The sequence below is a fragment of the Mycolicibacter senuensis genome (genome assembly GCF_002101885.1).
Lineage (GTDB): Bacteria > Actinomycetota > Actinomycetes > Mycobacteriales > Mycobacteriaceae > Mycobacterium > Mycobacterium senuense.
In genome coordinates this window covers 201,134-214,826 of record NZ_LQPS01000039.1, presented here as the reverse complement: position 1 = coordinate 214,826, position 13,693 = coordinate 201,134, and the positions used below count along the sequence as shown (strand labels likewise).

Genomic DNA, 13,693 nt, shown 5'->3' with positions numbered 1-13,693 from the left:
GGTGCGTGGGCAACCACCCCCGACCGCTAGGTGCCGGCTATGCGTCAGCTATGAACGATGCCGGCCGACCACGGCTTGAACGGATTGACCGCGAACTGGATCACCCGATACGGCGCCCGGGCCCACGGCTCGCTGTTGTTCCACTGGCTGACGAAGACCCGCAACTCGTCCAGCGTCGATCCCGGTGAGATGTAGCCGCCGTAGGGCTGGGCCAGTCGGTTGTCGAACGGCGACGGCAGCGTCTCCACCGGCACCGGCGGGTCCGGCCACTCGGCGTGCTGCACCACCGTGGTCACCGGGGCGGTTCCCAACCCCGTCGGCTCGTAGGCCACCCGCACCTCCATGTTCCCGGTGGTGCCGTTGAAGTAGGACAACACCGGCTTGCCGTCGACCTGGCGCAGGCTGAGCTCGCCGATCTGGTCGTTCCACAACGGCGTGGGCTTATGCCCCCAGCCCTTGTCGGCCGACCAGCCCTGCCATGCCGACCGGTCGGTGAACTTGTCCGGGGTGACCCGGTACAGCGTCACCGACGCGCTGCGGTCGAAGTTGTTGGCCACGACGTACACCCAGCCGGTGACCGAGTCGGGGGCCGGGACCGGATCGTAGTAGCCACTGATCTGGGACTGGCCGAAATCCTGGTGGGAGGCAGCCCGCACCGAGCCCGGCACCGTCGGCCAACCCGGTTGTGCCGGATCGGCTTTCACCAGCCGCGACGTCTGCGGCACCAGCATCTTGGCGGTGGTCACCATCAGGTAGTTGGTGCGGTTGATCGAGACCACCCCGGCCGGCAGTTGCGTGCTGCCGGCCGGCGACGGGTCGGCCAGCAGCGGCCTGTCCACGCCGAGCACACCGGTGTGGCGCACCCCGGCGGAGTCGTCGACCGAATCCGGATCGAGCCGCAGTGCGATCGGCGAGTACCAGCCGCCGAACCCCACACCCTGGCCGGCGAAGCTGTCCCCGCAGATCTGCAGCATCGCGCTGGGGAACTCCATGAACTCGCACAGATCGGTCGCGCCGATGCCGTAATCACCGGTGAGCGTGCCGGTTCCCGCGCTCGGGCCGATGCGGACCACCTGACCTTCGGCCAATGGCCACCACACCGGACGCGGGATCGGCGCGGGCGGTTCGGCGTGCGCGACCAACGGTGCCGTCACCAGTGCGGCCAGGGCCATACACCCCGCCGAGCGTGCAATCACCGCGACATTCGTCGCGATCCTTCGCAGCCGGTGCACGTTCGGCGCCCAAAGCCGCCGGGCTAGGGAGCGGCGAGCCGCTCGGCGATCTGAATGGTGTTGAGCGCAGCGCCCTTACGCAGATTGTCGCCCGACACGAACAGCGCCAGGCCGTGCCCGTCGGGCGCGCCGGGGTCCACCCGGATCCGGCCCACCAGCGAGTCGTCGGCACCGGCGGCGGCCAGCGGGGTGGGCACATCGGTCACGGTCACCCCGGGGGCGGCGGCGAGCAGCTCAGCGGCCCGCTGCGGGGACAACGGCCGGGCGAACTCGGCGTTGATCGACAGCGAGTGCCCGGTGAACACCGGCACCCGCACGCAGGTGCCGCTGACCAGCAGCTCCGGAATGCCGAGGATCTTGCGGCTCTCGTAGCGCAGCTTCTGGTCCTCGTCGGTCTCGCCCGAGCCGTCGTCGACCAGCGAACCGGCCAGCGCCACCACGTTGAAGGCGATCGGCGCGACGTAGGTTTTCGGCGGCGGGAAGGTCACCGCACCGCCGTCGTGCACCAACTGCTCGGCACCGTCGGCGACCGCGCGGACCTGCTCGGCCAGTTCCCGCACCCCGGCCAGCCCGCTGCCCGAGACCGCCTGATAGGTCGAGACGATCAGCCGGGTCAGGCCGGCCTCCTCGTGCAACGGCTTGAGCACCGGCATCGCCGCCATGGTGGTGCAGTTCGGGTTGGCGATGATGCCCTTGGCCAACTGCTTCCCGCGCACGTCCCGATCGAAGTTCACCTCTGCGACGACCAGCGGGACGTCCGGGTCCTTGCGCCACGCCGACGAGTTGTCGATCACCGTGGCGCCGGCGGCGGCGAACCGCGGCGCCTGCACCTTCGACATCGCCCCACCCGCCGAGAACAGCGCGATGTCCAGACCGGTGGGGTCGGCGGTCTCGGCGTCCTCGACCTCGATCTCGGCGCCGCGGTACTCCAGCTTGCGCCCGGCCGATCGCGCCGAAGCAAAGAACCGCAGGTCATCTGCGGGGAAATTGCGCTGGTCGAGCAGGGTGCGCATCACCTGGCCGACCTGGCCGGTGGCGCCCACTACCCCGATTGATAACCCCTGGCGACCCATTCGTCAGCGCCCCGTTCCGGCGTGGACGGTGGCTTCCTCGTCGCCGCCGAGGTCGAATGCCTGATGCAGCGCGACCACAGCCTTGTCCAAGTCGTCCTCGGCCACCAGCACCGAGATGCGGATCTCGGAGGTGGAGATCAGGTCGATGTTGATGCCGTTGTCGGCCAGCGTCTCGCAGAACGTGGCGGTGACCCCGGGGTGGCTGCGCATGCCCGCCCCGACCAGCGACACCTTGCCCACGTTGGTGTCGTAGAGCACCTCGGTGAAGCCGATCTCGGCCTTGAGCGAGTCCAGCTTGGCAACCGCGGCCTCGCCGTTGTCCCGCGGACAGGTGAAGGTGATGTCGGTCTTGCCGTCCTCGAGCTTGGAGACGTTCTGCAACACCATGTCGATGTTGATGTCGGCGTCGGCGACCGCGCGGAAGATCTTGGCCGCGTAGCCGGGCAGGTCGGGGATGCCGACGACGGTCACCTTGGCTTCGCTCTTGTCGTGGGCGACTCCGGTCAGCAGCGCGTCTTCCATGGGAATGTCCTTGATTGATCCGGTAACGATGGTGCCGGGCTTGTCCGTGTACGACGAGCGCACGTGAATCGGCAGGTGGTAGCGGCGGGCGTACTCCACGCAGCGCAGCATCAGCACCTTGGCGCCGCAGGCGGCGAGTTCGAGCATCTCCTCAAAGGTGACGGTGTCCAACTTCTTGGCGTTGGGCACGATGCGCGGGTCGGAGCTGTAGATGCCGTCGACGTCGGTGTAGATCTCGCAGACGTCGGCGTTCAGGGCTGCGGCCAGCGCCACCGCGGTGGTGTCCGAACCGCCGCGTCCCAGCGTGGTGACGTCCTTGGTGTCCTGGCTGACTCCCTGGAAACCGGCGACCAGCACCACCTGGTCTTCGCCGAGCGCGGCCTGCAGCCGGCCCGGGGTGACGTCGATGATCTTGGCCTTGCCGTGCACGCCGGTGGTGATCACCCCGGCCTGCGATCCGGTGAAGGAGCGGGCCTGACAGCCCAACTCCTCGACGGCCATCGCCACCAGCGCGTTGGAGATCCGTTCACCCGCGGTGAGCAGCATGTCCAGTTCCCGGGCCGGTGGCGCCGACGACACCTGTTGGGCCAGGTCCAACAGGTCATCGGTGGTGTCGCCCATCGCCGAGCAGACCACGACGACGTCGTCGCCGACATTCTTGGTCTCGACGATGCGCTCGGCGACGCTGCGGACCCGATCGGCGTCGGCCACCGACGAGCCGCCGTATTTCTGCACGACGAGCGCCACTATTCATCCCTCCCTCGGATGGGCTCGTCCCAGAATAGGGGAAGCGGCTTTGTGCGCTGACGCTGCGCCCGGGGCCGTTTTCCGCAACAGCCGTCTGAGCGCGTAAACTGCACGATGTGCAGCGGGTGCTCCTTCTCGGACGCCGCGGCGGGGTCTGATCCAGACCGGCTTCCCGTCGCGGGTGTTCGCGATGCGCCGGTCTCCAATTCCATCTGAGAACCCCGGAGCAATCACCGTGACCAGTTTTTCCCAGGCCTCCCCCGATGCCTTCACGTCGGGTCGCCGTATCACCAAACCCGCCGGTCCGCCCAACCCCGGCCAACCCGGCTGGAACACCCAGCGCGGCTCGACGATGCCGGTCAGCCGGTACCGCAGCTTCGCCGACGAGGTGGAGCCCATCACCCTGCGGATGCGCACCTGGCCCGACCGGGTCATCGAGCGTGCCCCGATGTGGTGCGCCGTCGACCTGCGCGACGGCAACCAGGCGCTGATCGACCCGATGAGCCCGGCGCGCAAGCGACGGATGTTCGACCTGTTGGTGAACATGGGCTACAAGGAGATCGAGGTCGGGTTCCCCTCGGCGAGCCAGACCGACTACGACTTCGTCCGCGAGATCATCGAAGCCGGCGCCGTCCCCGACGACGTCACCCTGCAGGTGCTCACGCAGTGCCGCGACGAGCTGATCGAGCGCACCTTCGAGGCCTGCAACGGCGCCCCCAACGTGATAGTGCACTTCTACAACTCGACGTCGATCCTGCAGCGCCGGGTGGTCTTCCGCGCCGACCGCGCCGCGGTGCAGCAGATCGCGGTTGCCGGGGCACGCAAGTGCCTGGAAGAGGCGGCCAAGTACCCGGGCACCCGGTGGCGCTACGAGTACTCCCCGGAGTCCTACACCGGCACCGAACTGGAGTACGCCAAAGCGGTCTGCGATGCCGTCGGCGACGTTCTCGAGCCGACGCCGGACAACCCGATCATCTTCAACCTGCCGGCCACCGTGGAGATGGCCACCCCGAACGTCTACGCCGATTCGATCGAGTGGATGCACCGCAACCTCAATCGGCGCGACTCGGTCATCTTGAGCCTGCACCCGCATAACGACCGCGGCACCGCGGTCGCCGCAGCGGAGCTGGGGTATCAGGCCGGGGCGGACCGGATCGAGGGCTGCCTGTTCGGCAACGGCGAACGCACCGGGAACGTCTGCCTGGTGACGCTCGGGATGAACCTGTTCTCCCGGGGTGTGGACCCGCAGATCGACTTCTCCAACATCGACGAGATCCGCCGCACCGTGGAGTACTGCAACCAGCTGAACGTGCCCGAACGCCACCCCTACGGCGGGGACCTGGTCTACACCGCGTTCTCCGGCAGTCACCAGGACGCCATCAACAAGGGCCTGGACCAGATGAAGCTGGATGCCGACGACGCGGACGTCGATATGGACGACATGCTCTGGCAGGTGCCCTACCTGCCGATCGACCCCCGCGATGTGGGCCGCACCTACGAAGCGGTGATCCGGGTCAACTCGCAGTCGGGCAAGGGCGGCGTGGCGTATGTGATGAAGACCGACCACGGGCTGGTGCTGCCGCGCCGACTGCAGATCGAGTTCTCCAAGGTGATCCAGCAGCTGACCGACGGCGAGGGCGGCGAGGTCACCCCCAAGGAGATGTGGGACTCGTTCGCCGAGGAGTACCTGAACCCGATCCGGCCGCTGGAGCGGATGCATCAGCGGTTGATCGCCGCCGAGACCGACGACGGCACCGACCGCATCGAGGCCACCGTCCTGGTCGACGGAGTGCAGACCGAGATCACCGGCTCCGGCAACGGGCCACTGGCCGCGTTCGTCGATGCGCTGGGCAACGTCGGGATCGACGTCAACGTGCTCGACTACTCCGAACACGCGATGAGCGCCGGCGAGGAGGCCCAGGCCGCGGCGTACGTGGAGGCTTCGGTGAGCGGCCAGACAGTCTGGGGCGTCGGGATCGCGTCGTCGATCACCACGGCGTCACTGCGCGCGGTGGTCTCGGCGGTGAACCGGGCGGCTCGCCTGGGCTGAGTCCCGGGGTCCTCAGAACAGCGAGATCTGTTCACCGGCCGGGCCGGTGTCGACGAACTGCTCGATGTCGGTGCCTCCGACGACCCCGCCCACGCCGTCGACGCAGGCCATGAACTGCTCGTCGGAGACCGTGGGCACCCCGAGTTCCCGCGCCTGGTAGCCCTTACCCTGCTCCGGGCGGTCGTTGTTGCAGATCACCAGCGAGGTGTTGGTGTCCACGACGTCGCTGTAGGCCAGCCCCGCGTGCAAGATCCGTTCGACGAGCTCCTCGTGGGTGCGGGTGCATTCCGCCGACAGCGCCACCCGCATGCCCTGCACCAGCGGGCGTCCTCGCACGTAGCGGCCCGGGTTGAGGTAGGCGCACGCCATCCGCGACGCCAGCGCCTTCAGCGGCCGCAGCTCTTCATGGGTGACCCGGCCGTTGGGCCACCGGCGCCGGGTCACCGGCCGAACCGGCAGCCACACATCGCGCTCCCGGGCCCGCTGCAGGGCCGGCTGCAACACTCCGGCTAGCACTCGGGCGTCGTCGAGCGCGTCGTGCGCCCTGGTCTGCACCACACCCCAGTGCGCGGCCAGCGTCTGCAACCGCAGGTTGGCCAGGCCCAGATCCAGCCGGCGGGTCAGCTCCAGCGTGCACATCACCGAGTCGACGGGCAGTTCAGCGCCGGCCATCTCGGCCTCGGCCGCCAGGAACGTGTAGTCGAACGCCACGTTGTGCGCCACCAGGGTGCGCCCCTCCAACAGCGCCGCGACCTCGTCGACGACGTCGGCGAACTGCGGTTGGCCCGCCAGCATCTCCGCGGTCAGCCCGTGCACGTGGGTGGGACCCGGATCGGTGCCCGGGTTGACCAGGTGCGACACCGATTTCTCGATTCGCCCGTCGGCGTCGAGCGCCAGGGCGGCGAGGCTGAGCACGCGGGCCTGCCCGGGCCGGAACCCCGATGTCTCGACGTCGACGACCACCCAGCCGTCGCCGGGTTCGCGGGCCGGGCGCCCCCACAGCGCACTCATGCCATGAGAATGGCATGCCGGGGTGACCGATAGCGGTCGGCGAGGGCTCGTGTCGGCGACTCAATCGGTCGCGGGGCGACCCGGTGCGCCCGGCGCGAACACCGCGCTTGTGGTCGCCCCTAAACTCGTCGGGTGATCACCGCCCGTGGACGCCTCGCGCTGGCCGCCGGAGCAAGCGCCCGCTGGGCCTCTCGCATCACCGGCCGCGGCGCCGGCGCGATGATCGGCGGCCTGGTCGCGATGACGCTGGACCGCTCGATCCTGCGTCAGCTCGGCACCGGGCGGCGCAGCGTCGTGGTCACCGGCACCAACGGCAAGTCCACCACGACCCGGATGATCGCGGCCGCGCTGCGCGACCTGGGCCCGGTCGCCACCAACGCCGAGGGCGCCAATATGGACGCCGGGCTGGTGGCGGCGCTGGCCGCCGACCGCACCGCTGGGCTGGCCGCGCTCGAGGTCGACGAGATGCATGTGCCGCACGTGGCCGACGCGGTGTCGCCGGCGGTGGTGGTGCTGCTGAACCTGTCGCGGGACCAGCTGGACCGGGTCGGGGAGATCAACGCGGTGGAACGCGCACTGCGCACCGGCCTGGCCCGGCATCCGCAGACGATCGTGGTCGCCAACTGTGACGACATCCTGATGACCTCGGCCGCCTACGACTGTCCCGACGTGGTGTGGGTGGCCGCCGGCGTCGGGTGGGCGGGCGACTCGGTCAGCTGCCCGCGCAGCGGCGAGGTGATCGACCGGCGCGACGGCCACTGGTCCTCCACCGGATGCGACTTCGTCCGGCCCACCCCGCAGTGGTGGTTCGACGACGACTCGCTGTACGGACCCGACGGGCTGGTGCTGCCGATGCGGCTGGCCCTGCCTGGCACCGTCAACCGCGGCAACGCCGCCCAGGCCGTCGCCGCTGCGGTCGCCCTGGGCGCCGACCCGGTCAAGGCCGTCGCCGCGGTCTCCGCCGTCGATGAGGTGGCCGGGCGCTACAAGTCGGTGCAGGTCGGCGAGCACACCGTGCGCATGCTGCTGGCCAAGAACCCGGCAGGCTGGCAGGAGGCGCTGTCGATGGTCGACCACCACGCCGCCGGGGTGGTGATCGCCGTCAACGGGCAGGTGCCCGACGGCGAAGACCTGTCCTGGCTGTGGGATGTGCGGTTCGAGCACTTCGAAGGGGTGGCGGTGGTGGCCGCCGGCGAGCGCGGCACCGATCTGGCGGTGCGACTCGGCTACGCCGGTGTGCAGCACACCCTGGTGCACGACACCCTCGCCGCGATCGCCTCCTGCCCACCCGGGCCGGTCGAGGTCGTCGCCAACTACACCGCGTTCTTACAGCTGCAGCGGAGGTTGGGGTGATGGCTGATCCGGTGCGGATCGGGCTGGTGCTGCCCGACGTGATGGGCACCTACGGCGACGGCGGCAACGCGGTGGTGCTGCGGCAGCGGCTGGCACTGCGCGGTATCGCCGCCGAGATCGTCGAGATCACCCTGGCCGACCCGGTGCCGGAGTCGCTGGACCTCTACACCCTCGGCGGCGCCGAGGACTACGCGCAGCGGCTGGCTACCCGGCATCTGATCCGCTACCCGGGCCTGCAGCGCGCCGCAGAACGCGGGGCGCCGGTCCTGGCGATCTGCGCGGCCGTCCAAGTGCTCGGGGCCTGGTATGAGACCTCGGCCGGAGAACGCGTCGAGGGCGTCGGCCTGCTGGATGTGACCACCTCACCGCAGCAGACGCGCACCATCGGCGAAGTGGTCGCAGACCCGCTGCCGGCCGAGCTGACGCAGCCGCTGACCGGCTTCGAGAACCACCGCGGCGGCACCGTGCTGGGTCCGGCCGCATCGCCTTTGAGCAAGGTGACCAAGGGCGCCGGCAACCGGGCCGGCGACGGATTCGACGGCGCGGTGCAGGGCAGCGTCGTGGCCACCTATCTGCACGGGCCGTGTCTGGCCCGCAACCCCGAACTGGCCGACCTGCTGCTGTCGAAGGTGGTCGGCGAACTGGCGCCGCTGGAGTTGCCCGAGGTGGAGATGCTGCGCCGCGAGCGGCTGGCCGCGCCCCGCCGGGCCCAGTAGCGGACTACGGTCTGGCTATGGCCGAGCCGAGCACGTCCGCCGACACCGCCGTCGCCGAGGCCGCGATCGGAATCTCGCAGCGGCTCTACGATCACCTGGCCGAAACCACGCAGGTGATCGAGGATCTGATCGCCAGGGAGTCGCCGGACCTGACCGGGGATTCGTCGCTGCTGCAGCTGCTGCACGAAACCGTGGCCGCCAACGTCGAAACCTACTTCTCGGCGATCCGGCACAACATCCCGGTGGCCGATATCGCCGCGCCGCCCGTGGCGCTCGAGCATGCCCGCCGGCTGGCGCAGCGCGGGGTGCCGGTGAACGCACTGGTGCGCGGCTACCGGCTGGGCCACTCGATGGCGCTGCGGGTGGTGCTGGAGGAGATCCGTTCCGCCGACCTGGATCCCGACCTGCGCCTGGATGTGCTCTCGGAGATGTCGACGCTGATGTTCGGCTACATCGACGAGATGTCGCAACAGGTGTCCGCGGTCTACCAGGCCGAACGCGAACGCTGGCTGGAGAGCCGAAACGCGGTGCGCGCGTTGCGGGTCCGGGAGATCCTCGCCGACGAGAGTCTGGACGTCGACGCCATGACCACCGCGATCCGCTATCCGCTGCGGCGAACCCACGTCGCGCTGATCGTCTGGTACCCGGAGTCAGCCGGCGACAAGCTCACCGCCGCCGAAGGTTTCGTCAAACAGCTCACCGAATCGCTTGCGGGTCAAGGGGCGCCGCTGTTCATCCCGGCCGACAGCACCACCGGGTGGGCCTGGATCCCGTTGGCCTCGGCCGCCGGAGTCGATGCGGTGGAACAGATCCGTTGCAGCGCGCAGACCGCACCCGGCGGGCCCTGGGTGGCGATCGGTGATCCGCTGCCCGGCGTCGAGGGTTTCCGCCGGTCGCACCAGCAGGCGCTGGCGGTACACACCCTGGCGGTGGCCTCCGGTGTCTCCCGGGTCAGCGCGGCAGCCGATCCGGGGCTGTCGGCGGCGGCACTGCTCGGCGGCGACAACGTGGCCGCCGCACGGGCCTGGGTCGGTGAGGTGCTCGGGCCACTGGCCCACGCCACCGACGGCGACGAGCGACTCCGCGACACGCTGCGGGTGTTCCTGCGGACCGGTTCCAGCTTCAAGGCGGCCGGCGAGCAACTGCACTTCCACGTCAACACGATGAAGTACCGCGTCCAGCGCGCGATCGAACGTCGCGGCCGCCCGATCGCCGAGGACCGCCTCGACGTGGAGATCGCGCTGCTGCTCTGTCAGTGGTACGGCGCCACGGTGTTGTCCCCCTTGTCTCCCGGAGACGAATAACCCGCCGAATTCCGGTTTCGCGGGACGAGCGGCTAGCGGGCGTCGATACCTAACGTCGGCGACATGACTACCGAACTGAGTGACAAGCCGAAGATCTGGCACGACAAGAAACGACAGCTGTGGCTGTTGGGCCTGTTCGTGCCCACCATGATGTTCCTGGTGCTGCCGCTGGTGTGGGCGATGAACGCCGCCGGCCTGCAGACCGCGTCGCAACTGCCGCTCTTTATCGGGCCGATCCTGCTGTATGTGATCCTGCCGGTGCTGGACCTGGCCGTCGGGGCCGACGGGCAGAACCCGCCCGATGAGGTGATGGCCGCGCTGGAGAACGACAAGTACTACCGCTACGCGACGTATGCCTACATCCCGTTCCAGTACGCCAGCGCCATCCTGGGCGCCTACCTGTTCACCGCGTCGGACCTGGGCTGGCTGGGCTTCGACGGGTCGCTGGGCTGGCTGGGCAAGATCGGTGTGGCGATGTCGGCGGCGACGGTGGCCGGGGTGGGCATCAACACCGCCCACGAGCTCGGTCACAAGCGGGAGTCGCTGGAGCGCTGGCTGGCCAAGATCACCCTGGCGCAGGTCTGCTACGGACACTTCTACGTCGAGCACAACCGCGGCCACCACGTGCGGGTCGCCACCCCCGAGGACCCGGCGTCGGCCCGCTTCGGCGAGACGTTCTGGGAGTTCCTGCCGCGCAGCATGTGGGGCGGCATCCGTTCGGCGTGGGAGCTGGAGGCGGCGCGTGTCCGCAGGACCGGCAAGAACCCCTGGAACCCGCGGACCTGGCCGGGCAACGACGTGATCAACGCGCTGGCGATGTCGCTGCTGTTCTGGGGCGTGATGATCGCGGTGTTCGGTGTCGCGCTTATCCCCTACCTGCTGATCAACGCCTTTTACGGCTCGTCGCTGCTGGAGTCGGTGAACTACCTGGAGCACTACGGCCTGGTGCGCCAGAAGAAGGCCGGCGGCCGCTACGAGCGCTGCACCCCGCAGCACAGCTGGAACTCCGACCACATGGTCACCAACCTGTTCCTGTACCACCTGCAGCGCCACAGCGACCACCACGCCAACCCGACCCGGCGCTACCAGACGCTGCGTAGTTTCGACGACTCGCCGAACCTGCCGGCCGGCTACGGGGCGCTGATCGGGGTGACCTACTTCCCGCCGGTGTGGCGCAAGCTGATGGACCACCGGGTGCTGGCGCACTACGCCGGCGACATCACCCGGGCCAACATCTCGCCGCGCCGCCGGGAGAAGATTCTGGCCCGCTACGGGGCAGCGGCGGTGAACGCCTGATGGCCGGCTACGGATGCCCGGGCTGCGGCTACGTCTACGACGAGGGTGTCGGCGCACCGCGCGAAGGCTTCCCAGCCGGGACGACGTGGGCGCAGATCCCCGACGACTGGACCTGCCCCGACTGTGCGGTCCGCGAAAAGCTCGATTTCGAACCGATGGGAGAGAACTCATGAACGACTACAAACTGTTCCGGTGCCTGCAGTGCGGCTTCGAGTACGACGAGGCGCTGGGCTGGCCGGAGGACGGCATCGGCCCCGGCACCCGCTGGGCCGACATCCCCGAGGACTGGAGCTGCCCGGACTGCGGCGCGGCGAAGGCCGACTTCGAGATGGTGGAGGTGGTGCGGCGGTGAGCGGGGTGCTCATCATCGGTGGCGGGCTGGCCGCGGTCCGCACCGCCGAGCAGCTCCGCCGCAACGACTACACCGACCCGATCACCATCGTCGGCGCCGAGATCCACCCACCGTATGACCGCCCGCCGTTGTCCAAGCAGCTGCTGCGCGGCGAGGTCGATGATGTGGCGCTCAAGCCGGCCGGGTTCTACGACGACAACGGCATCGGGTTGCGGCTCGGCCGCGCCGCCTGGGCCGTCGACGTGACGGCCCACACCGTGACGCTGGCCGACGGCGAGGTGCTGGGCTACGACCAGCTGGTGATCGCCACCGGCCTGGTGCCCAACCGCATCGAGGCCGGCGACCTGGACGGCGTCTTCGTACTGCGGTCGTACGACGACTGTGTGGCACTCCGGGAGCGGGCCGCGGGCGCCCGGCGCGCCGTGGTGATCGGGGCGGGCTTCATCGGCTGTGAGGTCTCGGCCAGTCTGCGCGGCGCCGGTGTGCCGGTGGTGCTGGTGGAGCCGCAGCCCACCCCGCTGGCGGCGGTGCTGGGTGAGCAGGTGGGCGCGCTGATCACCCGGCTGCACCGCGACGAGGGCGTCGACGTGCGCACCGGCATGGGGGTGCGCTCTGTCTCCGGCGCGGATGGTGTCGAGTCGGTGACGCTGTCGGACGGCTCAGTGGTGGCGGCTGACCTGGTGGTGGTGGGCATCGGGTCGCGGCCCGCCTGCGACTGGCTGGCCGGCAGCGGTATCGCCGTCGCAGACGGTGTGGTCTGCGACGAGGCCGGCCGTACCAGCGCCCCGGACGTCTGGGCGATCGGCGACGTGGCGTCGTGGCGCGACCCGGCCGGCGGGCAGGCCCGCGTCGAGCATTGGAGCAACGTCGCCGAGCAGGCGAAGACCATGGTGTCGGCGATGCTGGGTTCGGCGCTGCCGCGCGCGGGGGTGCCGTACTTCTGGAGCGACCAGTACGACGTCAAGATCCAGTGCCTGGGCCACCCGCAGGCCGGTGACACCGTGCACCTGGCCGAGGATGACGGCCGCCGGTTCGTCGCCTATTACGAGCGCGACGGTGTGCTGGTCGCCGTGGTGGGCGCCGGGGTTCCGGAGAAGGTCCGGTCGGCTCGCGGCAAGATCGCCGCCGGCGCAGCGATCGCCGATGTGCTGGTGCCGGCCTAGGGGTGCCAGCCGCGGGACCGCATGGCGGCGGTGACGCGGCGGATGACGTCGCTGGGCGCGTCCTCGTTGATCACCCGGATGTTGATCCAGCCCAAGGCTTCCAGCCTGCGTTGACGCCGGTGGTCCCGGACGTACTGCGCGCGGTCCTTGCGGTGCTGATCGCCGTCGTACTCGGCGGAGACTCGATATCGCTCCCAGCCCATATCCAGCCAGGCGAACGGCCAATACCCCCGCTCGATCACCGGGATCTGGGTGGTGGGAGTGGGCAGCCCGGCATCGATGAGCCGCAGCCGCAGCCAGGACTCTTCGAGTGAGGCGGCGCCGGCGTCCACCAGCGGAAGCGCTGTCCGCAGCCGTCGTAAGCCGCGGGCGCGGCGGTGATGCTTGGCCAGCAGCAACACGTCCTCGGTGCTGAACGGGGTGGCCCGCGCCAGGGCGTCCATCCGCGCCACCGCCTGGACCCTGGGCAGGTGCCGCCCCAGGTCGTAGGCGGTGCGGGCGGGTGTGGTGACCGGTATACCGGCGACCTTGGTGATTTCGTCGTCGGCGAGGGTTTCGTCACGGGCGATGAGGCCGGCAGGCGGGCGGGTGTTGGACCAGATGAGTTCGATCGGGATATCGACGTCGACCCATCTGGCGCCGTGTAGGGCCGATGCGGCCACCCCCGCGATCACACCCTTGCGTCCCGACCGGAGCCACGCCCCTTCGATGCGGTCGCGCAGGGTGAGCTGATGGCCTGCCGGCACGTAGACGTCGCGGCAAATCGCACGATGCCAACGGCGCAGCTCGTACTCGGTGAGGCGCCCCTGCGCCAGCGCCTCGCTGCCGATGAAGACCTCACCCATGCCCAGATGCTGCCGACGGGGACTGACAC

Annotated in this window: 13 protein-coding genes; 8 read left to right on the top strand and 5 right to left on the bottom strand. The window is 69.6% G+C overall.

The features are described 5' to 3' along the window. Positions 1 to 44: 44 nt before the first annotated feature. The 3 genes from AWC24_RS13220 to AWC24_RS13210 all read right to left on the bottom strand — a co-directional run bounded on the left by AWC24_RS13220 (position 45) and on the right by AWC24_RS13210 (position 3,574). Entirely contained in the window at positions 45 to 1,172 is a 1,128-nt protein-coding gene (locus tag AWC24_RS13220) for a DUF4185 domain-containing protein (protein ID WP_085085547.1), read from the bottom strand. 83 nt (positions 1,173 to 1,255) lie between these two features. Continuing rightward, positions 1,256 to 2,305: an aspartate-semialdehyde dehydrogenase gene (locus AWC24_RS13215; RefSeq protein WP_085085545.1), complete on the bottom strand. Its 1,050-nt coding sequence runs from the start codon at positions 2,303 to 2,305 to the stop codon at positions 1,256 to 1,258. Positions 2,306 to 2,308: 3 nt separating this feature from the next. Next, positions 2,309 to 3,574 (bottom strand): aspartate kinase, encoded by a 1,266-nt coding sequence (locus tag AWC24_RS13210; RefSeq protein WP_085085543.1) that lies wholly within the window; start codon positions 3,572 to 3,574, stop codon positions 2,309 to 2,311. A gap of 235 nt (positions 3,575 to 3,809) precedes the next feature. On the opposite strand from AWC24_RS13210, the gene leuA reads away from it, so the two are divergent. Beyond that, positions 3,810 to 5,624, top strand: coding sequence for a 2-isopropylmalate synthase (gene leuA, locus AWC24_RS13205; protein WP_085085541.1), 1,815 nt, complete (start codon positions 3,810 to 3,812; stop codon positions 5,622 to 5,624). 12 nt (positions 5,625 to 5,636) lie between these two features. Here the strand turns inward: leuA and AWC24_RS13200 are convergent, their stop codons facing one another. Continuing rightward, positions 5,637 to 6,635, bottom strand: coding sequence for a DEDDh family exonuclease (locus AWC24_RS13200; protein ID WP_085085539.1), 999 nt, complete (start codon positions 6,633 to 6,635; stop codon positions 5,637 to 5,639). A 132-nt stretch (positions 6,636 to 6,767) separates the two neighbouring features. On the opposite strand from AWC24_RS13200, the gene AWC24_RS13195 reads away from it, so the two are divergent. From AWC24_RS13195 to AWC24_RS13165, 7 genes are all read left to right on the top strand, one after another. Beyond that, on the top strand, positions 6,768 to 7,988 hold the full coding sequence (locus AWC24_RS13195; RefSeq protein WP_085085537.1) for a Mur ligase family protein: 1,221 nt from the start codon (positions 6,768 to 6,770) through the stop codon (positions 7,986 to 7,988). Beyond that, positions 7,988 to 8,704, top strand: coding sequence for a type 1 glutamine amidotransferase (locus tag AWC24_RS13190; protein WP_085085535.1), 717 nt, complete (start codon positions 7,988 to 7,990; stop codon positions 8,702 to 8,704). Before AWC24_RS13195 ends, AWC24_RS13190 begins: the two co-directional genes overlap by 1 nt. Positions 8,705 to 8,721: 17 nt before the next feature. Beyond that, positions 8,722 to 10,008 (top strand): PucR family transcriptional regulator, encoded by a 1,287-nt coding sequence (locus AWC24_RS13185; RefSeq protein ID WP_085085533.1) that lies wholly within the window; start codon positions 8,722 to 8,724, stop codon positions 10,006 to 10,008. A gap of 63 nt (positions 10,009 to 10,071) precedes the next feature. Beyond that, positions 10,072 to 11,304, top strand: coding sequence for an alkane 1-monooxygenase (locus tag AWC24_RS13180; RefSeq protein WP_085085531.1), 1,233 nt, complete (start codon positions 10,072 to 10,074; stop codon positions 11,302 to 11,304). Then, positions 11,304 to 11,477 (top strand): rubredoxin, encoded by a 174-nt coding sequence (locus AWC24_RS13175; RefSeq protein ID WP_085085529.1) that lies wholly within the window; start codon positions 11,304 to 11,306, stop codon positions 11,475 to 11,477. The genes AWC24_RS13180 and AWC24_RS13175 overlap by 1 nt, the downstream gene beginning before the upstream one ends. Next, positions 11,474 to 11,656, top strand: coding sequence for a rubredoxin (locus tag AWC24_RS13170; protein ID WP_085085527.1), 183 nt, complete (start codon positions 11,474 to 11,476; stop codon positions 11,654 to 11,656). Before AWC24_RS13175 ends, AWC24_RS13170 begins: the two co-directional genes overlap by 4 nt. Next, positions 11,653 to 12,819, top strand: coding sequence for an NAD(P)/FAD-dependent oxidoreductase (locus tag AWC24_RS13165; RefSeq protein ID WP_085085525.1), 1,167 nt, complete (start codon positions 11,653 to 11,655; stop codon positions 12,817 to 12,819). The genes AWC24_RS13170 and AWC24_RS13165 overlap by 4 nt, the downstream gene beginning before the upstream one ends. Here the strand turns inward: AWC24_RS13165 and AWC24_RS13160 are convergent. Beyond that, positions 12,816 to 13,664 (bottom strand): type IV toxin-antitoxin system AbiEi family antitoxin, encoded by an 849-nt coding sequence (locus AWC24_RS13160; RefSeq protein ID WP_085085523.1) that lies wholly within the window; start codon positions 13,662 to 13,664, stop codon positions 12,816 to 12,818. The two genes, AWC24_RS13165 and AWC24_RS13160, sit on opposite strands and share 4 nt — an antisense overlap. Positions 13,665 to 13,693: the final 29 nt, after the last annotated feature.